This window comes from Pseudomonas sichuanensis, from assembly GCF_003231305.1.
GTDB lineage: Bacteria > Pseudomonadota > Gammaproteobacteria > Pseudomonadales > Pseudomonadaceae > Aquipseudomonas > Aquipseudomonas sichuanensis.
Genome location: NZ_QKVM01000010.1, coordinates 96,867 through 118,014, shown reverse-complemented (window position 1 = coordinate 118,014; position 21,148 = coordinate 96,867). Strand labels below are relative to the sequence as shown.

At 64.3% G+C, this 21,148-nt stretch carries 22 protein-coding genes; 13 read left to right on the top strand and 9 right to left on the bottom strand.

Features of this window, described 5'->3' with window-relative positions; translation table 11 throughout:
* The first annotated feature begins 282 nt into the window (after positions 1–282).
* The 6 genes from DM373_RS07785 (at position 283) to DM373_RS07760 (ending at position 6,838) form a co-directional block, all read left to right on the top strand.
* Positions 283–1,419 carry a branched-chain amino acid ABC transporter substrate-binding protein gene (locus tag DM373_RS07785; protein WP_110992988.1) on the top strand — a complete coding sequence of 379 codons (1,137 nt, stop codon included), beginning with the start codon at positions 283–285 and terminating at the stop codon, positions 1,417–1,419.
* A 150-nt stretch (positions 1,420–1,569) separates the two neighbouring features.
* Positions 1,570–2,484 carry an ABC transporter permease subunit gene (locus tag DM373_RS07780; RefSeq protein ID WP_110992987.1) on the top strand — a complete coding sequence of 305 codons (915 nt, stop codon included), beginning with the start codon at positions 1,570–1,572 and terminating at the stop codon, positions 2,482–2,484.
* 2 nt (positions 2,485–2,486) lie between these two features.
* The gene (gene livM, locus DM373_RS07775; protein WP_110992986.1) at positions 2,487–3,788 is read left to right on the top strand and encodes a high-affinity branched-chain amino acid ABC transporter permease LivM; all 1,302 of its coding nucleotides are present in this window, start codon (positions 2,487–2,489) and stop codon (positions 3,786–3,788) included.
* A complete protein-coding gene (locus DM373_RS07770; RefSeq protein WP_110992985.1) occupies positions 3,785–4,660 on the top strand; it encodes an ABC transporter ATP-binding protein in 876 nt (291 codons plus the stop codon). Before livM ends, DM373_RS07770 begins: the two co-directional genes overlap by 4 nt.
* Entirely contained in the window at positions 4,657–5,373 is a 717-nt protein-coding gene (locus DM373_RS07765) for an ABC transporter ATP-binding protein (protein ID WP_110992984.1), read from the top strand. Before DM373_RS07770 ends, DM373_RS07765 begins: the two co-directional genes overlap by 4 nt.
* Before the next feature lie 697 nt (positions 5,374–6,070).
* Positions 6,071–6,838, top strand: coding sequence for an SDR family oxidoreductase (locus DM373_RS07760; RefSeq protein WP_110992983.1), 768 nt, complete (start codon positions 6,071–6,073; stop codon positions 6,836–6,838).
* Between the two features lie 78 nt (positions 6,839–6,916).
* On the opposite strand, the gene DM373_RS07755 is transcribed toward DM373_RS07760, so the two are convergent.
* The 3 genes from DM373_RS07755 to DM373_RS07745 all read right to left on the bottom strand — a co-directional run bounded on the left by DM373_RS07755 (position 6,917) and on the right by DM373_RS07745 (position 9,371).
* A complete protein-coding gene (locus DM373_RS07755) occupies positions 6,917–8,005 on the bottom strand; it encodes an AGE family epimerase/isomerase (protein ID WP_110992982.1) in 1,089 nt (362 codons plus the stop codon).
* A gap of 155 nt (positions 8,006–8,160) precedes the next feature.
* A complete protein-coding gene (locus tag DM373_RS07750; RefSeq protein ID WP_110992981.1) occupies positions 8,161–8,793 on the bottom strand; it encodes a TetR family transcriptional regulator in 633 nt (210 codons plus the stop codon).
* A gap of 122 nt (positions 8,794–8,915) precedes the next feature.
* The gene (locus DM373_RS07745) at positions 8,916–9,371 is read right to left on the bottom strand and encodes a phage infection protein (RefSeq protein ID WP_110992980.1); all 456 of its coding nucleotides are present in this window, start codon (positions 9,369–9,371) and stop codon (positions 8,916–8,918) included.
* Between the two features lie 339 nt (positions 9,372–9,710).
* On the opposite strand from DM373_RS07745, the gene DM373_RS07740 reads away from it, so the two are divergent.
* Complete coding sequence (locus DM373_RS07740) at positions 9,711–11,777, top strand: AsmA family protein (RefSeq protein ID WP_110992979.1); 2,067 nt, start codon at positions 9,711–9,713, stop codon at positions 11,775–11,777.
* Between the two features lie 71 nt (positions 11,778–11,848).
* Here DM373_RS07740 and DM373_RS07735 read toward each other — a convergent pair whose 3' ends face one another.
* Together DM373_RS07735 and osmE are read right to left on the bottom strand one after the other, a co-directional pair.
* Positions 11,849–12,376 carry a ferritin-like domain-containing protein gene (locus DM373_RS07735; RefSeq protein WP_110992978.1) on the bottom strand — a complete coding sequence of 176 codons (528 nt, stop codon included), beginning with the start codon at positions 12,374–12,376 and terminating at the stop codon, positions 11,849–11,851.
* A 26-nt stretch (positions 12,377–12,402) separates the two neighbouring features.
* Positions 12,403–12,744: an osmotically-inducible lipoprotein OsmE gene (gene osmE, locus DM373_RS07730; protein ID WP_110992977.1), complete on the bottom strand. Its 342-nt coding sequence runs from the start codon at positions 12,742–12,744 to the stop codon at positions 12,403–12,405.
* Positions 12,745–12,868: 124 nt separating this feature from the next.
* Here osmE and DM373_RS07725 point away from each other — a divergent pair, with 124 nt between their 5' ends.
* Complete coding sequence (locus DM373_RS07725) at positions 12,869–13,759, top strand: esterase/lipase family protein (RefSeq protein WP_110992976.1); 891 nt, start codon at positions 12,869–12,871, stop codon at positions 13,757–13,759.
* A gap of 115 nt (positions 13,760–13,874) precedes the next feature.
* Here the strand turns inward: DM373_RS07725 and DM373_RS07720 are convergent, their stop codons facing one another.
* Complete coding sequence (locus tag DM373_RS07720; RefSeq protein WP_110992975.1) at positions 13,875–14,747, bottom strand: DMT family transporter; 873 nt, start codon at positions 14,745–14,747, stop codon at positions 13,875–13,877.
* 205 nt (positions 14,748–14,952) lie between these two features.
* Between DM373_RS07720 and DM373_RS07715 the strand changes: the two genes are divergently transcribed.
* The 3 genes from DM373_RS07715 to DM373_RS07705 all read left to right on the top strand — a co-directional run bounded on the left by DM373_RS07715 (position 14,953) and on the right by DM373_RS07705 (position 17,167).
* Positions 14,953–15,741, top strand: a complete 789-nt coding sequence (locus tag DM373_RS07715) for an AraC family transcriptional regulator (protein ID WP_110992974.1) — start codon at positions 14,953–14,955, stop codon at positions 15,739–15,741.
* Positions 15,742–15,804: 63 nt separating this feature from the next.
* The gene (locus DM373_RS07710; protein ID WP_110992973.1) at positions 15,805–16,089 is read left to right on the top strand and encodes a PsiF family protein; all 285 of its coding nucleotides are present in this window, start codon (positions 15,805–15,807) and stop codon (positions 16,087–16,089) included.
* Positions 16,090–16,159: 70 nt separating this feature from the next.
* Positions 16,160–17,167, top strand: coding sequence for an AI-2E family transporter (locus tag DM373_RS07705; protein WP_110992972.1), 1,008 nt, complete (start codon positions 16,160–16,162; stop codon positions 17,165–17,167).
* Positions 17,168–17,285: 118 nt separating this feature from the next.
* Here the strand turns inward: DM373_RS07705 and DM373_RS07700 are convergent, their stop codons facing one another.
* On the bottom strand, positions 17,286–18,557 hold the full coding sequence (locus tag DM373_RS07700; protein WP_110992971.1) for an Hsp70 family protein: 1,272 nt from the start codon (positions 18,555–18,557) through the stop codon (positions 17,286–17,288).
* A 164-nt stretch (positions 18,558–18,721) separates the two neighbouring features.
* On the opposite strand from DM373_RS07700, the gene cbpA reads away from it, so the two are divergent.
* Together cbpA and DM373_RS07690 are read left to right on the top strand one after the other, a co-directional pair.
* The gene (gene cbpA / locus DM373_RS07695) at positions 18,722–19,681 is read left to right on the top strand and encodes a curved DNA-binding protein (RefSeq protein ID WP_110992970.1); all 960 of its coding nucleotides are present in this window, start codon (positions 18,722–18,724) and stop codon (positions 19,679–19,681) included.
* 2 nt (positions 19,682–19,683) lie between these two features.
* Positions 19,684–19,989, top strand: coding sequence for a chaperone modulator CbpM (locus tag DM373_RS07690; protein WP_110992969.1), 306 nt, complete (start codon positions 19,684–19,686; stop codon positions 19,987–19,989).
* An 82-nt stretch (positions 19,990–20,071) separates the two neighbouring features.
* Here DM373_RS07690 and DM373_RS07685 read toward each other — a convergent pair whose 3' ends face one another.
* Both DM373_RS07685 and DM373_RS07680 read right to left on the bottom strand, forming a co-directional pair.
* Complete coding sequence (locus tag DM373_RS07685) at positions 20,072–20,614, bottom strand: GNAT family N-acetyltransferase (RefSeq protein ID WP_110992968.1); 543 nt, start codon at positions 20,612–20,614, stop codon at positions 20,072–20,074.
* A gap of 5 nt (positions 20,615–20,619) precedes the next feature.
* Positions 20,620–21,144, bottom strand: coding sequence for a GNAT family N-acetyltransferase (locus DM373_RS07680; protein WP_110992967.1), 525 nt, complete (start codon positions 21,142–21,144; stop codon positions 20,620–20,622).
* Positions 21,145–21,148: the final 4 nt, after the last annotated feature.

Below are 21,148 nucleotides of genomic sequence, written 5' to 3'. Positions count from 1 at the left end.
TGCAGTTCGGTGACGTCGGCTGTTACAGGGCGGTTGCACGTTAACACTTGCAAGGGTTGCAATGATGGCACTCGACGGTTGCTCCTTGTCTAGGCGTTTGGGTGGCGCTCACCCTGCGGCAGACGGTTGCACGCTCAATAAAGAAAAGGCCGTCGGTCGCCTCGTATCCCGCTGCACAGTGTGTTTTCCCGGAATGCAAAACCAATGGCACGGCCCTTGCTCGGAGCACAGGGTTGATGAAGTTGTAGTGCCAACCAAAAAAAACTCTAGGAGCACCACCTCATGTCGCAGACGTTTTACAAGAAAGGTTTCCTGGCACTGGCAGTAGCCACAGCACTGGGTGTTTCTTCGTATGTTCAGGCCGACGTCAAGATCGGTGTAGCGGGCCCCATGACCGGTGCCAACGCAGCGTTTGGCGAGCAGTACATGAAAGGTGCCCAGGCGGCAGCCGACAAGATCAACGCCGCCGGCGGGGTGAACGGCGAAAAAATCGTCCTGGTCAAAGGCGACGACGCCTGTGAACCCAAGCAGGCCGTGGCCGTGGCCAACCGCCTGGTGGACCAGGACAAGGTGATCGGCGTGGTCGGTCACTTCTGCTCTTCCAACACCATCCCCGCCTCCGAGGTGTATGACGAGGCCGGCGTGATCGCCATCACTCCGGGCTCCACCAACCCGCAGGTCACCGAGCGTGGCCTGTCTGCAATGTTCCGCATGTGCGGCCGTGACGACCAGCAGGGCATCGTCGCCGGCGACTACATCGTCGACGTGCTCAAGGGCAAGAAAGTCGTGGTGCTGCACGACAAGGACACCTACGGCCAGGGCCTGGCCGACGCGACCAAGGCACAGCTGATCAAGCGCGGCGTCACGCCGGTGCTGTACGAAGGCCTGACCCGCGGCGAGAAGGACTTCAGCGCCGTGGTCACCAAGATCCGCGCCGCCGGTGCCGACGTCGTCTACTTCGGTGGCCTGCACCCAGAGGCCGGCCCGCTGGTACGCCAGCTGCGCGAGCAGGGCCTGAAGGACGTCAAGTTCATGTCCGACGACGGCATCGTCACCGACGAACTGGTCACCACCGCTGGCGGTGCTCAATACGTCGATGGTGTGTACATGACCTTCGGCGCCGACCCACGTCTGCTGCCCGACAGCAAGGCGGTGGTCGAGGAGTTCCGCAAGAACGGCACCGAGCCGGAAGGCTACACCCTGTACGCCTACGCTTCGCTGCAGGCCCTGGCCGCCGGCTTCAACGGCGCCAAGTCGAACAAGGGCGAGGACGCCGCCAAGTGGCTCAAGGCCAACCCGGTCAAGACCGTCATGGGCGAGAAAAAGTGGGACAGCAAGGGCGACCTGACCGTGTCCGACTACGTGGTCTACCAGTGGGATAAAGACGGCAAGTACCACCAGCTCGAAAAACAAAAATAACCAGGGTGGGGCCCGGGCCTGCAAGCCCGGGCCAACGCCCCGCAGCTGTCTTTATTCGTAGATCTGCACGGTTCTGCGCCGCAACGGCCACTTCATCCGTGGCCCGCCGTGGTCGGCGCTCGTGCAATCTCAATCAGGTGAGATTGCGTTATGGATGGTATTTTCCTGCAGCAACTGGTCAACGGCCTGACCCTCGGGTCGGTCTATGGCCTGATCGCCATCGGCTACACAATGGTCTATGGCATTATCGGCATGATCAACTTCGCGCACGGCGAGGTGTACATGATTTCCGCGTACCTCGCGGCGATCAGCCTGGCATTGCTGGCCTACTTCGGCATCGAGTCGTTCCCCTTGCTGATGCTCGGCACGCTGTTGTTCACCGTCGTCGTCACCGGCGTCTACGGCTTCACCATCGAGCGCATCGCCTACAAACCCCTGCGCAACTCCACCCGCCTGGCACCGCTGATCAGCGCCATCGGCATCTCGCTGATCCTGCAGAACTACGCACAGATCAGCCAGGGCGCCCGCCAGCAGGGCGTACCCACGCTGCTCGAAGGCGCCATGCGCATCGACGTCGGCAGCGGTTTCGTACAGCTGACCTACACCAAGATCTTCATCCTGGTCGCCGCGTTCGTCGGCATGGGCCTGCTCACCTACGTGATCAAGTACACCAAGCTCGGCCGCATGTGCCGGGCCACGCAACAAGACCGCAAGATGGCCTCCATTCTGGGTATCAACACCGACCGGGTGATCTCCTACGTGTTCGTCATCGGCGCGGTGATGGCCGCACTGGCGGGCGTGTTGATCACCATGAACTACGGCACCTTCGACTTCTATGCCGGCTTCATCATCGGCATCAAGGCATTCACCGCCGCCGTACTTGGCGGTATCGGCTCGCTCCCGGGCGCCATGCTTGGCGGGATCATCCTGGGGATTTCCGAGTCGCTGTTCTCCGGCCTGATCAACTCCGACTACAAGGACGTGTTCAGCTTCTCGCTGCTGGTGATGATCCTCATCTTCCGTCCCCAAGGCCTGTTGGGTCGCCCGCTCGTGGCTAAGGTGTGAACATGTCCGCTGCCAATACTGCCCCTGCTGTTGCAAACAAAGGTTTCGATCTCAAACGCAGCCTGCTGGAGACCATCGTCGCCGGCCTGCTGGCCCTCATCGTGTTCGGCCCGGTAGTCGGCGTGGTGCTCGACGGCTACACCTTCAACGCCCAGCCGACCCGCGTGGCCTGGCTGGTCGGCGGGGTGATGGTCGGGCGCTTCGTGCTCAGCCTGTTCCTGCAGACCGCCACTGGCCTGCGCATGCTCCAGGGCTTCGACAGCGGTGGTTCGGGCGTGCACGTGCTGGCGCCGGACTACAAGTCGCGCCTGCGCTACATCATCCCGGCGCTGATCGTGATCGCCATCGTGTTCCCCGTCTTCGCCAACAAGTACCTGCTGACCGTGGTCATCCTCGGCCTGATCTACGTGCTGCTGGGCCTGGGCCTGAACATCGTGGTCGGCCTGGCCGGCCTGCTCGACCTGGGTTACGTGGCCTTCTACGCCATTGGTGCCTACGGCCTGGCGCTGGGCTACCAGTACCTGGGCCTGGGCTTCTGGAGCGTGCTGCCGCTGGCAGCCATCGCTGCCGCGCTGGCGGGGTGCATCCTCGGTTTCCCGGTATTGCGGATGCACGGCGACTACCTGGCGATCGTGACCCTGGGCTTCGGTGAAATCATCCGCCTGGTGCTCAACAACTGGCTGTCGTTCACCGGTGGCCCCAACGGCATGCCGGCGCCATCGCCGACCATCTTCGGCCTGGAGTTCGGTCGCCGGGCCAAGGACGGCGGGGTGCCGATCCATGAGTTCTTCGGCTTCGAATACAACGCCAACCTCAAGTTCGTGTTCATTTACGCGGTGTTGTTCCTGGTGGTGCTGGCCGTGCTGTACATCAAGCACCGCTTGACCCGCATGCCGGTCGGCCGTGCCTGGGAGGCGCTGCGCGAAGACGAGATCGCCTGCCGCTCGATGGGCCTGAACCATGTGTTGGTCAAGCTCTCCGCCTTCACCCTCGGTGCCTCCACCGCAGGCCTTGCCGGCGTGTTCTTCGCCACCTACCAGGGCTTCGTCAACCCGTCGTCGTTCACCTTCTTCGAGTCGGCGCTGATCCTCGCCATCGTCGTGCTCGGCGGCATGGGCTCGACCGTGGGCGTGGTGATTGCAGCCTTCGTGCTGACCGTGGCCCCCGAGCTGCTGCGCAGCTTCTCCGAGTACCGCGTGCTGCTGTTCGGCGTGCTGATGGTGTTGATGATGATCTGGCGACCACGGGGGCTGATCCGCATCAGCCGTACCGGTGTGGTCCCGCGTAAAGGAGTGGCGCCATGAGCGACGAAATCATTCTGTCGGTCGACAACCTGATGATGCAGTTCGGCGGGATCAAGGCGCTCAGCGATGTCAGCCTGAAAGTGAAGCGCAACCAGATCTTCGCCCTGATCGGCCCCAACGGCGCCGGCAAGACCACCGTGTTCAACTGCCTGACCGGCTTCTACAAGGCCAGCGGCGGGCGCATCGAGCTGAACGTGCGCGGCACCAGCACCAACGTCATCCAGCTGCTGGGCGAACGTTTCCGGCCCACCGACTTCGTGTCCCCTGCGCGTTTCGCCAACCGCATGTACTACAAGATGTTCGGCGGCACCCACCTGGTCAACCGGGCAGGGCTGGCGCGTACGTTCCAGAACATCCGCCTGTTCAAGGAAATGTCGGTGGTGGAGAACCTGCTGGTGGCCCAGCACATGTGGGTCAACCGCAACCTGCTGGCCGGGGTGCTCAACACCAAGGGCTACCGCCAGGCCGAGAGCGAGGCGCTGGACCATGCCTTCTACTGGCTGGAGGTGGTCGACCTGGTCGACTGCGCCAACCGCCTGGCCGGTGAGCTTTCCTATGGCCAGCAACGCCGCCTGGAGATCGCCCGGGCCATGTGCACGCGGCCCAAGATCATCTGCCTGGACGAACCGGCCGCCGGCCTCAACCCGCAGGAAACCGAGGCGCTCAGCCGTATGATCCGCGTGCTGCGCGACGAGCATGACATCACCGTGGTGCTGATCGAGCACGACATGGGCATGGTCATGAGCATTTCCGACCACATCGTCGTGCTCGACCACGGCAACGTGATCGCCGAAGGCGCGCCGCAGGATATCCGCCACAACCCGACGGTGATCGCCGCCTACCTGGGTGCCGACGAAGAGGAACTGGTATGACCGCACCCATTCTCGAACTGAAGGATCTCGAGGTGTTCTACGGGCCGATCCAGGCCCTGAAGAAAGTCTCGATGCACATCAACGAAGGCGAGACGGTAAGCCTGATCGGCGCCAACGGCGCGGGCAAGTCGACCTTGCTGATGTCGATCTTCGGCCAGCCCCGGGCGGCCTCCGGGCAGATCGTCTACCGTGGCACCGACATCACCCGCAAGTCGTCGCACTACATCGCCTCCAACGGCATCGCCCAGTCCCCCGAAGGGCGCCGGGTGTTCCCCGACATGACCGTCGAGGAAAACCTGATGATGGGCACCATCCCCATCGGCGACAAACATGCCGATGAGGACATGCAGCGCATGTTTTCGCTGTTCCCCAGGCTCAAGGAGCGGCGTAACCAGCGGGCGATGACCATGTCCGGCGGCGAGCAGCAGATGCTCGCCATCGCCCGGGCGCTGATGAGCCGGCCCAAGCTGCTGCTGCTCGACGAACCGTCGTTGGGGCTGGCGCCGATCGTGGTCAAGCAGATCTTCGCCACCCTACGTGAACTGGCGCAGAGCGGGATGACCATCTTCCTCGTCGAGCAGAACGCCAACCATGCGCTGAAGCTGTCGGACCGCGCCTATGTGATGGTCAACGGGCAGATCCGCATGACCGGCACCGGGCAGGAGCTGTTGGTCAACGAGGAGGTGCGTAACGCCTATCTGGGCGGGCACTGAGCAGCCAATCGCGGGGCAAGCCCGCTCCCACGACTGTGGACTGCCTCCCAGGATTGGATGGATTTCCAACTTTCCTGGAGGCAGTTCAACTGCGTGGGAGCGGGCTTGCCCCGCGATGCTTTTTGTGCTCGGTCCAGCATGTGGACAACTTGTCGCATATCTTTCTCGAAGCACTCTACAACCCCCTCGCAAGCCCTTGTTTCCACAGGTACAAAACTTTCCACGATTTATGTGGAACCGCCTGTGGAAAACATGGTGGCACCTCGCTGTGCGCCTTTGTTTTCAAGGTCTTCAAGGGCTTGTACGTTTTTTGATCATGTACGCTTTGTGGTTGATTCAACGACTGTTTTCGCCTGCGGGAGGGCGTGTCCACAAGGGCCGGATATCTGTGGATAACTCTGTGCAAAAACCTTGGACAGACTGCCACAGGCGGCATGGTTGAAAGCGTTGCGCCATCAGTGAGAGATTTCCACAGGGCCTTGGCCGTACAAAAGGTTCCGCGCAACCGACCAGTTGCCCCCAATCCGTGGGGAAAGGCTTGTGGATAAGGTGCGCATAGCTCTCTCAGGGCCATCTAACGCGGGGCTTTCAAGGCTTTGATCATTTTTTGATCAAGCATTGAAACGGTTGTCGCCAGAGCGTGCGCCGGGCATGCTGCGAGGCTTGCAGCAGGTAACCCACAGCCAAGGAGAAGAGCATGACATCCACCGTATTCATTACTGGCGCGACTTCCGGTTTCGGCGAGGCCACCGCCCGCCGTTTCGCCGAGGCCGGCTGGAAGCTGGTCCTCACCGGCCGTCGCCAGGAGCGCCTGGATGCCCTGCGCGCCGAGCTGTCGGCCAAGACCGAAGTGCACACCCTGGTGGTCGATGTGCGTGACCGCAAAGCCATGGAGGCGGCCATCGCCAGCCTGCCGCCGGCCTTCGACAAACTGCAGGGCCTGGTCAACAACGCCGGCCTGGCGCTGGGTGTCGATGCCGCGCAGAACTGCAGCCTGGACGACTGGGAAACCATGGTCGACACCAACATCAAGGGCCTGATGTACACCACTCGCCTGTTGCTGCCACGCCTGATCGCCCACGGGCGCGGTGCGTCGATCCTCAACGTCGGCTCGGTGGCGGGCAACTACCCGTACCCGGGCGCCAACGTGTACGGCGGCACCAAGGCCTTCGTCGGCCAGTTCTCGCTGAGCCTGCGTTGCGACCTGCGCGGTACCGGGGTGCGGGTGAGCAACATCGAGCCAGGCCTGTGCGAGAGCGAGTTCTCGCTGGTGCGCTTCGGTGGCGACCAGGCCAAGTACGACGCCACCTATGCGGGTGCCGAGCCGATCCAGCCGCAGGACATTGCCGAGACCATCTTCTGGATCCTCAACCAACCGGCGCACATCAACATCAACAGCCTCGAGCTGATGCCGGTGAGCCAGGACTGGGCAGGTTTCTCGATCGATCGTTCGGCCAAGGGCTGAATCATGTGATGGGGCCCGCTTTGCGGGCCATACGCGTAGGAGCGGCGGTTCGCCGCTGCGACATGCCCCGCGATTGCGTCAGCCCAGGCGCTGCAAACCTTCCAGGCAGGTCGCTAGGTGGTACGGCGTGGTCGAAGGCATGTCATGCCGGCTGACCGCGCCATTGCCATCCCGGCACTCATGCCAGCCGCCGTCATGCAGGAACTGCCCTTGCAGAGCCTGCAACTGCTCAAGCCATTTTTCATCGCTGGCCGAGCGCAGTACCAGCGCCCGCAGGTACTCCGCCTGGGCCCAGATCCGCTGGGTGGCGTCGAGCACCTTGCCGTCCACATCCAGCATCGCCAGCACCGCCGAATCCTTCACTCCGCACTGTTCGGCATAACCGAACGCACGGCTGATGGAGGCATGCAGCGGCGTGCCGCGCAGCAGCGGCGAGCTGTCGAGCAGGTAGAACCACTCGAACTGATGGCCAGGCTCGAACCAGTTATCCACAGCACCGCGCGGTTTCTCCAGCATCAGGCCGTGTTGCGGTTCGACGAATTGCGCCTGCAGCGCTTCGCACAGTTGCAGCAGCGACTGGCGTACGTGGTCGTCCTCGCGCACGGCCAGCACCTGCAGGAAAGCTTCGGCCAGGTGCATCTGTGGGTTCTGCAACGGGCCGCTGCCCAAGTCCGACCAGTCTTCACCGAGGCTGGCCTCATACAGGCCATCGTCACGGGCGAACTGCTCGGCCACCACTTCCAGGGCGCCATTGAGCGTGGCTTCTACCAAGCCTTCACCGACCTTGCCCCAGTAGTGGGCACAGGCGAAGACGATGAAGGCGTGAGTATAGAGATCCTTGCGCCGGTCCAGCGGCTTGCCTTCGGCGTCGATGCTGTAGAACCAGCCGCCGTGTTCGGCGTCATGAAAGTGCTTTTGCAGCGAACGGAACAGCGCCGCTGCGCGTTCGGCAGCGCCCGGTTGTTCGATGCGGCTGCTGAACAAGTACAGCTGGCGCGCGCAGGCCATGGCGCGGTAGCGCTGTACCGGCAGCGGGCGGTGTTGGGCGTCCAGGGCTTCGTAGGGGAGCGCTAGCTCGGCGTTCCAGCCCGGGCCTTGCCACAGCGGCACGATGCGTTGGGCGAAGTGCTGTTGGAAATGGGTCAAAGCGGGGCGGGGGTCGGACATGCTGGCGCTCATGGACGGTCGGGCAGGGCGCCATGGTAGCAGAACTGGGGGTATGGGATGCCTGTGCCGGCCCTTTCGCGGGGCAAGCCCGCTCCCACGCGGTACAACGTGGGAGCGGGCTTGCCCCGCGATTGGGTCTTAAAGGCGAAATCAGTTCAGCCCGGATTCCCCAACCCCTGCCAATGCCGCGCCCCCACGAAGATGAAGCGCAGCTGCTGGGTGATCTTCTCCTGCGCCGTCATCGCCTGAGGGTTGCCCGGCTCCGGGCTGTCGATCAGCTCCGGCAGGGTGGCGAACACGGTCTTGACCACCAGGTCGGCCATCACCGCCAGGGCGGCGCCGTCCAGGTGCTGCCAGCGCGGCATGCGCGCAAGGTCGGTGGCCAGGTCGCTGCTGATGTCCTGGCGCAGGCGGGCGATGGCCTGGCGTACGGCTTGCGAGCCGCCGTACTGTTCGCGGGCCAGGAACAGGAACTGGGCACGGTGAGCGTTGACCACGTCGAGGAAGATGCGCACCGAGGCGTCGGTGATACCGCCCAGCTCGAATTCGTTGTGCCGCACCAGGCGGATGGTTTGGCGGAAAGTGGTGTCGATTTCGGCGACCAGGGCCAGGCCCAGGGTGTCCATGTCGGGGAAGTGGCGATAGAAGCCAGTGGGCACGATGCCGGCAGCCTTGGCCACTTCGCGCAGGCTGATGCTGCCAAAGCCACGGCCGCTCTCCATGAGCTGGCAGGCGGCGTCCAGCAGGGCCTGGCGGGTCTGTAGCTTCTGTTCGGCACGCGGCAGCATGGGGCGGGATTCTGTGACTGTGAGGCCGGCCATTCTGGATAAAAAAACAAAGCCCGGTCAATGGACCGGGCTAGGTGGGGAGCATATACAGCGGGGCGGTTTGTAGTTTTCGGCCATGGCGATCAGCTCACACGGCTGAGTTCGACGAGGCGATCCGAGCCACCTTCGGCAACGCGGTTGTTGCGTTCGATCAGACGGTCCGAGCCACCTTCGGCAACGCGGTTGTTGCGTTCGATCAGACGGTCCGAGCCACCTTCGGCAACGCGGTTGTTGCGTTCGATCAGGCGATCCGAGCCACCTTCGGCAACGCGGTTGTTGCGTTCGATCAGGCGATCCGAGCCACCTTCGGCAACGCGGTTGTTGCGTTCGATCAGGCGATCCGAGCCACCTTCAGCGACGCGACCGGCACGTTCCTGCAGGCGTTCGGCGCCACCTTCAGCCAGGGTGTTCAGCGGCTGGGCAACAGTGGCTGCGCTGGAGCGCGATTCGGCGCTCAGGTGCTGGTCTTCAGCAGGCAGGGCGAAAGCGTTGGCGGCAAGTACGGACAGGGTCAGGCTCAGCAGCAGATGGCGTTTCATGATTCGGTGCTCCTCTCGGGGGCTGAAAAGTGGCTACGGAGGCAATGCTACGCCGCGTAACGCCAGAGAGAAGTTCATCAGGGTAATGGTAACAATCGATGCTATTGATACTCAGGTGCGACGGCTCTGGGTCAATGGTTTTGGCGATGATGACAACATTGTGCGCTGCCGATCTCGCAGTAACACCAAGGCCCGCGGCAGACCAATAGCGCAGAAAACAGCCTGGAAAACTTCGCTATCATGGCAACCCGGACTAAACCCTGCGGGTTTTCGTCAGTCCGACATGTTAAGTGCCATCGTTATGCCCGCCTCGTGCCCGGCAGTCAGGAGAACCCCGCAATGACGCGCCCCGCCAGAATCCTTGTCTGGACCTTCGCCACCCTGGCCACGCTGCTGGCGATCCTGGTGGTGGTGATCGCCACCTTCGACTGGAACCGCGTCAAGCCGCTGCTCAACGAGAAGGTGTCCGAGGCACTGCACCGGCCCTTCGCGATCAACGGCAACCTTGCCGTGCACTGGCGTACCGAACCGGAAGAAGGCGGCTGGCGCGCCTTCGTGCCCTGGCCGCATTTCACCGCCGAAGACCTCTCGCTGGGCAACCCGGACTGGCTCAAGGAGCCGCGCATGGTCGGCCTCGAGCGGGTCGAGTTCCGCCTGGCGCCACTGCCGTTGATCGTCCAGCGCATCAGCATCCCGCGCATCGACCTGGTCAAGCCCAGCGCCAGCCTCACCCGGCTGGCCGACGGCCGCGCCAACTGGACCTTCGACTTCGGGCCCAAGGACGACAACGAACCACCGTCGAAATGGGTGTTGGACATCGGCGCCATCGGCTTCGACCAAGGCAACGTCAGCTTCGACGACCAGACCCTCAAGACCAGCCTGAAGGTGCAGATCGACCCGCTGGGCAAACCGATCCCGTTCAGCGACATCGTCGGCAAGGCCCGCGCCGAGAAAGCCGGCAACGCCCAGGCCTACGCCTTCGGCCTCAAGGCCCAGGGCCGCTACAAAGGCCAGGCAGTGACGGCCACCGGCAAGATCGGCGGCCTGCTGGCGCTGCAGGATGCCAGCCAGCCGTTCCCGCTGCAGGCCGACGCCCGCATCGGCGACACCCAGGTGGCGCTGGCCGGTACCCTGACCGACCCGCGCAATCTGGGCGCCCTCGACTTGCGCCTGAAGCTGTCCGGCAGCAGCCTGGGCAACCTTTACCCGCTCACCGGCGTGACCTTGCCGGACACCCCGGCTTATGAAACCGACGGCCACCTCAACGCCAACTTGCATGCTGTGGACGGTGCGCAGTTCCGCTACGAGGGCTTCAACGGCAAGATCGGCGCCAGCGATATCCATGGCGACCTGGCTTTCGTCGCCAGCCAACCCCGGCCGAAACTGTCCGGCAACCTGGTGTCGAACCAGTTGCTGTTCAAGGACCTTGCACCGCTGATCGGCGCCGACTCCAACAGCCAGCAGCAGGCCCGTGGCGGCGCCAGCAAGCAGCCGGCGGGCAAGGTGCTGCCGGTGGAAGAGTTCCGCACCGAGCGCTGGCGGGCCATGGATGCCGACGTCTCGTTCGCCGGCAAGCGCATCGTCCACAGCGAGCAGTTGCCGTTCAACGACCTGGCCGCCCATGTGATCCTCGACGATGGCCTGTTGCGCCTGGAGCCGCTGCGCTTCGGCGTGGCCGGCGGCAACCTCGATTCCAACATCAGCCTGGACGGGCGCAGCACGCCGCTGCAAGGGCGTGCCAGGCTCACTGCCCGGGGCTTCAAGCTCAAGCAGCTGTTCCCCAGTTTCGCGCCGATGCAGACCAGCTTTGGCGAACTCAATGGCGATGCCGACCTGCGCGGCCGCGGCAACTCGGTGGCGGCGTTGCTCGGCACCGCCAACGGTGACTTGCGCCTGTTGATCAACGATGGCGCGATCAGCCGCAGCCTGATGGAGATCGCCGGGCTCAATGTCGGCAACTATGTGATCGGCAAGCTGTTCGGCGACGAGGACGTGAAGATCAATTGCGCGGCGGCCGATGTGGGTATCAAGGATGGCCTGGCCACTACTCGCCTGTTCGTCTTCGATACCGAGAACGCGATCATCTACATCAACGGCACGGCCAACTTCGCCAGCGAGCAGTTGGACCTGAAGATCACCCCGGAGTCCAAGGGCGTGCGGCTGTTCTCGCTGCGTTCGCCGTTGTATGTGCGTGGGCCGTTCGCCAAGCCGAATGCCGGTGTGCAGGCGGTGCCGTTGGCGCTGCGTGGCGCGGGGATGGTGGCATTGGGTGTGGTGGTGGGGCCGGCGGCAGGGCTGCTGGCGCTGATCGCGCCGAGCAGTGGCGATGCGCCGAACCAATGCACGCCGCTGTTGCAGCAGATGAAAGCCGGCAAGGCGCCGGCTGCGGTGAAGGCCAAGCAGTAGGGCCTCATCGCGGGGCAAGCCCGCTCCCACGACGTTTATCCCGTGGGAGCGGGCTTGCCCCGCGATATCGATCACAACCCCTGCAACAGATCCGACATATCGTCCGCGTGCTCTTCTTCCTGGGCCAGGATGTCCTCGAAGATTCGCCGTGTAGTCGGGTCGCTGTCGCCGATGAACTGGATGATCTCGCGATAGCTGTCGATGGCGATGCGCTCGGCCACCAGGTCTTCCAGCACCATCTCCTTCAGGTTCTTGCCTTCCACGTACTGGGCATGCGAATGCTTGCTCAGGTGGTCCGGGTTGAAGTCCGGCTCGCCGCCCAGTTGCACGATGCGCTCGGCCAGCTTGTCGGCGTGCTCGGCTTCCTGGGTGGCATGCTCGAGGAATTCCGCTGCAGCGACGCTGGCCTTGATGCCGCTGGCCATGAAGTAGTGGCGCTTGTAACGCAGCACGCACACAAGCTCGGTGGCCAGCGACTCATTGAGCAGGCGCAGGATCTTCTCGCGGTCGGCCTGGTAACCCTCGGTCACCGCGCCGTTTTCAGCGTGCTTGCGCGCACGTTCGCGCAGGGTCTTCACATCGGTCAGTTCAACGCTCATGTTCATCTCCGTAAGCATCAGGGTGGTCATGCGCCGTGGGCGGCGTCGCTGTCTTGCTGGCGTTGCTTGCACGTCTTGAAGCCCTTGGCGTCGACATGCCCGGTGGCGTCAAAGCGCACGTAGTAGGCCTGCTGGTGGCCGTCGCGGTTGAGGATGTAGTCGTTGCAGGTGCCGCCATGGGGCAGATCGATGACATTCGACGGGTTGCCGCCGATGGCGATGACCTTCTGCATGGTCATGCCGTTCTCCACCTGCTTGACCAGCGGCTGGTCGCGGTAGGTCACGTAGTCCACCGGGTTTTCCGGGCGGCTGCTGCAGGCGGCGAGGGTGGCGCTTGCCAGAAGAATGGCCAGGGTCTGCTTGTACATGGTCCCGCTCCTTGCTCGAGGGTCTGTTCAGCTTGGAACCGCGCGGCGCGCCAGGAGTTCGATTGCGCAGGGCTTTGGCGGCGCTGTAGTGTGGGCCGGTCGTCCATGGAAAGGGGCTGGGGCAATGACGCAGGCGTTGGCTACACGCTATCCACTGGTACTGGTGCCCGGCATGCTCGGGTTCGTGCGCTTGCTGCTCTATCCCTACTGGTTCGGCATCGTCCCGGCCTTGCGCCGGGGCGGCGCGCAGGTGTTCCCGGTGCAGGTCTCGCCCTTGCATGGCAGCGAGGTGCGCGGCGAACAGCTGCTGGCCATCATCGAGGACATCTGCCAGCGCACGGGTGCCGAAAAGGTCAACCTGATCGGCCATAGCCAGGGCGCGCTGAGTGCCCGCTATGCGGCGGCGAAACGCCCTGACCGGGTGGCCTCGGTGACCTCGGTGGCCGGGCCCAACCATGGCTCGGAGCTGGCCGACCACCTGGAGCGTACGGCGCCGGGCGACTCGCCCCAGGGGCGCATCCTCAAGGCTGTGCTGCATGGCCTGGCGGTGTTGCTGGTGTGGCTGGAGACCGGCTGGCGCCGCGATCCGCTGCCGATCGACGTGCATGCCTCGCATCAGTCGTTGACCTGCGCCGGGGTGGCGCTGTTCAACCAGGCTTATCCGCAGGGGCTGCCCGAGGTCTGGGGCGGGGAGGGGCCGGCTGAGGTGAACGGGGTGCGCTACTACTCCTGGTCCGGCACCCTGCAGCCAGGGCTCACCGACCAGGGCCGCAATCGCTTTGATGGCAGCAACCGCTTCTGCCGCCTGTTCGCCCGCAGCTTCGTCAGGGAGAAAGGCCAGTGCGATGGCATGGTCGGGCGCTTCAGTTCGCACCTGGGCCAGGTGATCGGTGACGACTATCCGCTCGACCACCTGGACATCGTCAACCAGTCGCTCGGCGCGGTGGGCAAGGGCGCCGAGCCGGTGCGGCTATTTACCGAGCATGCCGCCCGGCTCAAGGCGGCGGGGTTGTGATCAATCGCGGGGCAAGTCGCAGCGGCGCACCGCCGCTCCCACGTGTCAGCAGGCTCTCTAGTGTTGGCAGGCTCGCAGCGTGGGAGCGGGCTTGCCCCGCGATCATGTGCAGGCGCTACCGACGCACCGGCGTAGTCCAGCGCTCGGCCAGCAGCACCCCAACCAGGGTCAGCAACCCGCCAACCAGGTGATAGCTGGCCAGCTGTTCATCCAGCACCACAGCGGCAATCACCGCCGTCACCACCGGCAACAGGTTGAAGAACAGCGTGGTCCGGCTCGGCCCCAGCCGGTGCACCGCCTGCATCCACACCCGTGGCGCGACCATCGAGGCCAGCACGCAGGCATACACCACCAGGCCAATGTTATGGCCGTTCAGCCCGGTCTTGGGCGACAGCAGGAACAGCGGCAGCAGCACCAGGATCGCCACCAGGATCTGCAGGTACAGCAGCTGCATCGGCGGCAGGCGCAGTTGCCATTTCTTCAGCAGGAAGCTGTACAGCGCATAGGCGAAGGTGGCCACCAGCATCATCAGGTCGCCGCTGTTCAGGCCCTGGTGCAGCAGCGCCGAGGGCTGGCCGGCCGAGACCACCTCGAGCACGCCGAAAAACGACACCAGCGCGCCGAGCAAGGCGCCGTAGCTCAGGCGCTGGCCCAGCCAGGCGATGGACAAGGCCAGCGACATCAGCGGCATCAGCGACAGGATGATGCCCATGTTGGTGGCGCTGGTGATGCCGGCGGCGAAGTAGGCCAGGCTCTGGTAGATGGCCATGCCCAGCACGCCCAGCACGAAGACCTTGCTCAGGTGCGGGCGGATCGCCGCGCGGTTGCGCCATACCTGGGGCAGCAGGAAGGGGGTGAACAGCAGGCCGGCCAGCAGCCAGCGGTAGAAGCCGATCTCGGCCGGGAAGATGGCACCGGCGGACAGCTTGGTGACCACGGTGTTGCCGGCCCAGATGAGGATGGCGGTGAGGGGGAAGAGGTAGTTCATGCAACGGGTACTCGCAGTGACAGACTGGGGCCGCTGTGCGGCCCTTCGCGGGTAAACCCGCTCCCACAGGATCTGCGCAATCTTCTGTGGGAGCGGGTTTACCCGCGAAGGGCTGCGTAGCGGCCCCTGATGGGTCGGTATTATCGGTTGTCTGTTGCAAAGCCTATACTCCCATCCAGACAACCCGCCCCGCGAAGCAGCCAACATGCCCCGCCAGTACCTCGACATCCCGCAATTCGACCAGCTCCCCGCCCCGGTCTACTTCCGCTACGACGAATTCGGCGCTGGCAGCCAGAGCGCGCCCCATCGTCACCCCTGGGGCCAGCTCAACTACGCCTCCCACGGCGTCATGCACCTGGATGTCGAAGGCCAGCGCTTCATCTCGCCTCCCCACTACGCCGTGTGGGTGCCGCCGGGCACCGAGCACGGCTGCTACAACCCCCAGGCCATCGTCTACCGCTCGGTGTACCTGGAGCGCAGCCTGTGTGCCGAGCTGCCAGCCCAGCCCTGCAGCCTGGTGGTCAGCGACATCCTCAAGGCGATCCTCGGCGACTTCGCCCGGCGCGACCTCAAGGTGGCCCGGGACGGCTGCGACCAGCGCCTGGTCCAGGTGTTGCTCGACCAGCTGCACCAGGCGCCGAGGCAAACCTGCTACCTGCCGTTCGCCCGCAGCGAGAGCCTGGGCCAGGTGCTCGCCGGGCTGCAAGCCGAGCCCGGCGACAACCGCCCACTGGCCGACTGGGCCGCGCAGGTGCATGTCAGCGAGCGCACCCTGGCCCGGCACTTCCTGCGCGAGCTGGGCATGAGCTTTGGTGAGTGGCGCCTGCGCCTGCGCTTTCTGCGGGCCATCGAGGCGCTGGAGGCCGGCACGCCGATCCAGGCCATCGCCTTCGACCTAGGCTATAGCAGCGGCTCGGCGTTCATCGCCATGTTCCAGCGCCAGGCCGGCTGCACGCCGGAGCAGTACCGGCGGCAGGCCCGGGCAGAGATGTAAGAATTGTTGTCTACACTCAGCTCGACACGCGCGCATCGGGCGCGCCGACAAGGAGACCACTCCATGAAGCTGCTGCATGTGCCACTGCTGGTGCTGGGCATGTTGATCGCCGGGCAAGGATTCGCCGCCACCGCGCAACAGGAAAAGATGAAGACCTGCAACGCCGACGCCACCACCAAGGCGCTCAAGGGCGACGAGCGCAAGGCGTTCATGAGCACCTGCCTGAAGAAGGATGTGCCGCAGACCCAGCAGGACAAGATGAAAACCTGCAACGCCGACGCCACCACCAAGGCGCTCAAGGGCGACGAACGCAAGGCGTACATGAGCGACTGCCTGAAGAAGAAATGACCTGCGCCTATGCCTGTGCTTTGAAGGCTGGCAGACTGCGGGACTTTCCGCTGTCTGCCGTCGAGGCTGTATGACCTTCACCCCCCGCCAGATCTCCCTTGCCAGCCTGGTCATCGTCATCGGCGGCCTGTTGCTGGCATTGCCCCTGAAGTTGCTCCCCAGCTTGCTGGCCGGGCTGTTGGTGTTCGAGCTGGTCAACATGCTCACCCCGCGCCTGCAGCCTTTGATTGCCGGGCAGCGCGCCCGCTGGCTGGCGGTCGCCCTGCTGGGCACGCTGGTGGTGAGTACCCTGACCCTGCTGTTTGCCGGTGCCTTCAGTTTCCTCCTGCACGAGGCCGAGAACCCCGGCGCCTCGCTGGACAAGTTCATGGCCCTGGTCGAACGCGCCCGTGGTCAGTTGCCGCCGTTTATCGAAGCCTACCTGCCGGCCAGCGCGGCCGAGTTCAAGGTGGCTATCGGCGACTGGATCAAGAGCCACCTGAGCGACCTGCAGCTGGTGGGCAAGGGCATGGCGCACATGTTCGTGACGCTGCTGATCGGCATGATCCTCGGCGCCATCGTCGCCTTGCAGCGCATCCCTGACATCTCTCGGCGCAAGCCCCTGGCCGCGGCCTTGTTCGAGCGCCTGAGCCTGCTGGTGCAGGCGTTTCGCAACATCGTCTTTGCGCAGATCAAGATCTCGCTGCTCAACACCGCGTTCACCGGCATCTTCCTGGCCGTGGTGCTGCCGCTGTTCGGCGTGCACCTGCCGCTGACCAAGACGCTGATCGTGCTGACCTTCCTGCTCGGCCTGCTGCCGGTGATCGGCAACCTGATGTCCAACACCCTGATCACCATCGTCGGGATGTCGCTGTCGATCTGGGTGGCGGCGGCGGCGCTGGGCTATCTGATCGTGATCCACAAGGTCGAGTACTTCCTCAACGCGCGGATCGTCGGCGGGCAGATCAGTGCCAAGGCCTGGGAGCTGTTGCTGGCGATGCTGGTGTTCGAGGCCGCGTTCGGGCTGCCGGGGGTGGTGGCGGGGCCGATCTACTACGCGTACCTGAAGAGTGAGCTCAAGCGGATGGAGTTGGTCTGACAGATTGCTTGAAGCTGTACCGGCCTCTTCGCGGGTAAACCCGCTCCCACAGGATTTACGGTGAACCTGTGGGAGCGGGTTTACCCGCGAAGAGGCCGGTACAGGCTAAGGCAAAGGATCAGATTGTCCCGTAGCGCTTGCGCGCCTCGATCGCCAGCCCGCTACCGATGCTGCCGAAGATATTCCCTTCCACATGCCGCGCATTGGGCAGCATCGCCGCCACGCTGTTGCGCAGTGCCGGGATGCCGCTGGAACCGCCGGTGAAGAACACCGTGTCCACCTGGCTTTCATTCACCCCGGCCCTGGCCAGCAGCTCGGTCACGCTGCCACGCACACGCTCCAGCAGCCCATTGATGGCATCCTCGAACAACGCGCGGGTCAGCTCGGCGCAGAGCCCCGGTTCGATGCGGCCAAAGTCGACGCTACGGCTGTCACGCTCGGTCAGCTCGATCTTGCTGGCCTCCACTTCCATCGCCAGCCAGTGCCCGGCGCGCTCCTCGATCAGCTTGAACAGCCGGTCGATGCCTAGGGTGTCCTCGATGTCGTAGCGCATGTTGCCCAGCGCCAGCTGCGACTTCTGCGAGTACAGGGCGTTGATGGTGTGCCAGGTGGCCAGGTTGAGGTGGTAGCTGGTGGGCATCAGTGCGCCGCTCTTCATCCGGCTGCCGTAACCGAACAGCGGCATCACGCCCTGCAGGCTCAACTGCTTGTCGAAGTCGGTACCGCCGATGTGCACGCCGCCGGTGGCGAGGATGTCGTCCTGGCGCTCGTCCACCAAGTGACGCTCGGGCGACAGGCGGATCAGGGTAAAGTCCGAGGTACCGCCGCCGATATCGACGATCAGCACCAGCTCTTCACGGCTGATGCCCGACTCGTAGTCGAACGCCGCGGCGATCGGCTCGTACTGGAACGACACGTCCTTGAAACCGATCTTGCGCGCCACCTCGGCCAGGGTGTCCTCGGCCTCCTGGTCGGCAGCGGGGTCTTCGTCGACGAAGAACACCGGGCGGCCCAGCACCACCTGGTCGAATTCGCGGCCGGCGGCGGCTTCGCCACGTTTTTTCAGCTCGCCGATGAACATGCCCAGCAGGTCCTTGAACGGCAGGGCACTGCCCAGCACGCTGGTATCGTGCTTGATCAGCTTGGAACCCAGCAGGCTCTTGAGCGAGCGCATCAGGCGGCCTTCGTAGCCTTCCAGGTACTCGTGCAGGGCCAGGCGGCCGTACACCGGGCGACGTTCCTCGATGTTGAAGAAGACCACCGAAGGCAGGGTGATCTTGCCGTCTTCCAGGGCGATCAGCGACTCGACGCCCGGGCGGTGCCAGCCGACCGTGGAGTTGGAGGTGCCAAAATCGATGCCGAGGGCGCGGGCCGGGGATACGTCAGACATGAGGGGAAAGCTTCCGGAGGCAAAACGGCCGCGCAGTGTATGCCAGTTGGCTACAGAATCAAGACCGGTCGTCTGCCGTGAGGCAAAGCCAAGCGCACCTTGAAAGGCTATGCTTGGCCCCTATCTTCAGTTGCAACCTGCACTTTCACATTGGTGATCCACAGATGGACTTCAAAGACTATTACAAGATACTCGGCGTCGAACCGAGCGCGGACGAGAAGGCGATCAAGGCCGCGTACCGCAAGCTCGCGCGCAAGTATCACCCCGACGTCAGCAAGGAGCGTGACGCCGAGGAAAAATTCAAGGAGGCCAACGAGGCCTACGAAGTGCTTGGCGACAAGGACAAGCGCGCCGAGTTCGACGAAATCCGCAAGTACGGCGGCCAGCACGGCCGGCCGTTCCAGGCCCCGCCTGGCTGGCAGAGCCGCGGCGGCAACGGCGGCGGCGGTTTCGAGGGCGGCGACTTCTCCGACTTCTTCAGTTCGATCTTCGGCGCCCGGGGTGGCAACCCCTTCGGTGGTGGCGGCCGGCAACAGCGCAGTACCGGCAGACGAGGGCAGGACGTGGAACTGGAACTGGCGGTCTTCCTCGAAGAGACCCTGAACAACGAATCCAAGCAGATCAGCTTCCAGGTGCCGCAGACCAACGGCGCCGGCCAGCGCACCGGGTTCACCACCAAGACCCTGAACGTGAAGATTCCCGCCGGGGTGACCGACGGCGAGCGCATCCGCCTCAAGGGCCAGGGCGCGCCAGGTGTGGGCGGTGGGGCCAACGGCGACCTGTTCCTGACCCTGCGCATGGCACCGCACCCGCTGTTCGATGTCGAAGGCCATGACCTGATCATCACCGTGCCGCTGGCCCCGTGGGAGGCTGCGCTGGGCGCCAAGGTGGCAGTGCCGACCCTGACCGGCAAGATCAACCTGACCATCCGCCCCGACAGCCAGAGCGGCCAGCGCCTGCGGGTCAAGGGCATGGGCCTGTTGAACAAACAGGGCGAGCGCGGCGACCTCTATGCGCAGTTGAAAGTGGTAATGCCCGCCCAGTCCGACGCCGCCGCGCGCGAGTTGTGGACCCAGCTCTCCGAGAAAGCTGCGTTCAACCCGAGGACTCAATGGAGTAAGTGACCATGAGCAGCACCCTGATCGTTCAACTGGACATGCGTACCCTGTGCCAGGAGGCCGATGTCACGGCCGACTGGGTGATCGAGATCGTCGAGCACGGCATTGTTGAACCGTCGGGGCGAACGCCCGACGAATGGCTGTTCGATGACCGCGCGCCGGTTACGTTGAAGCGCGCGGTGAAGCTGCATCAGGAGCTGGAGCTGGAGTGGGAAGGGGTGGCGCTGGCACTGGAGTTGCTGGAGGAGGTGCAGCAGTTGCGCAGCGAGAACAGCATGTTGCGCCAGCGCCTGGGCAGGTTCACCCAGATGTGAGAGCTACAGCATCGCGGGGCAAGCCCGCTCCCACGAAGCACCTCGGTACATGGCGTGGGAGCGGGCTTGCCCCGCGATGGCGTCAACGCCGTTCTGAGGCGGCAGCCAGCACCTTGAAATACAACGCCGTCGCCCGATACACCCCATCCGGCCCACAGGCGTAATCCGGGATCTCCCCCGCCTTGCTGTACCCCTGCGCCCGATAGAACGCCTCCGCGCCGGAGCCGGCCTCGGTATCCAGGTACAGCATCCCCCGCCTGATCCGCCGGGCATCGGCCTCCAGCGCATTCATCAGTTGCTGCCCCAACCCCCGTCGCCGCGCATCGCTGTGCACCAGCAGCTTCTGCACCTCGGCCCGGTTCAGCCCGTTGGGCTTCAGGCACAGGCCCAGCTGCACGCTGGCCAGCACCTCATGGCCCTGGGCGATCACCCATAACAGTTGCTCGCCACTGGCCAGGCGCGCCTTCACCTCATCGAAATAGGCATTGGCCTGCTGCTCGTCGATATCCGCCAGAAAGCCCACCGAAGCACCCTGTCGCACCGCATCCAGCAGCAGGGCCACCAGGCCCTCGCGGTAATAGGCCAGGCCTTCGTGGGTGACGCGTTGCAGGTGGGCGGCGTTCATCGGGTTCAGCTCCTTGAGGGGGGAAGGGCGTTGTCGTCCAGATTCAGCTGCATGAAGGTCAGGTCCAGCCAACGGCCGAACTTCACGCCCACCTGAGCCATCTGCCCGGTGATGGCGAAGCCCAGGCGTTGGTGCAGGCGGATCGACGCGGCGTTGCCGCTCTCGATGGCGGCGACCATCACATGTTTGTCGCAAGCGCGCGCACGTTCGATCAGGGCCGCCATCAGGATCGGCCCCAGGCCTTTGCCACGCTGGTCGCCACGGATGTACACCGAGTGCTCGACGGTATGCCGGAAGCCTTCGAAGGGCCGCCAGTCGCCGAACGAGGCGTAGCCCAGCACCCCGGTTTCATCCACCGCCACCAGGATCGGGTAGCCCTGCTGCGCGCGGGCCTCGAACCAGGCCTGGCGGTTGGCCAGGTCGACCGGGGTTTCGTTCCAGATCGCCGTGGTGTTGCGCACGGCGTCGTTGTAGATGGCGAGGATGCCCGGCAGGTCAGCGGCCAAGGCATCGCGAATCGGGTAACTCATGACA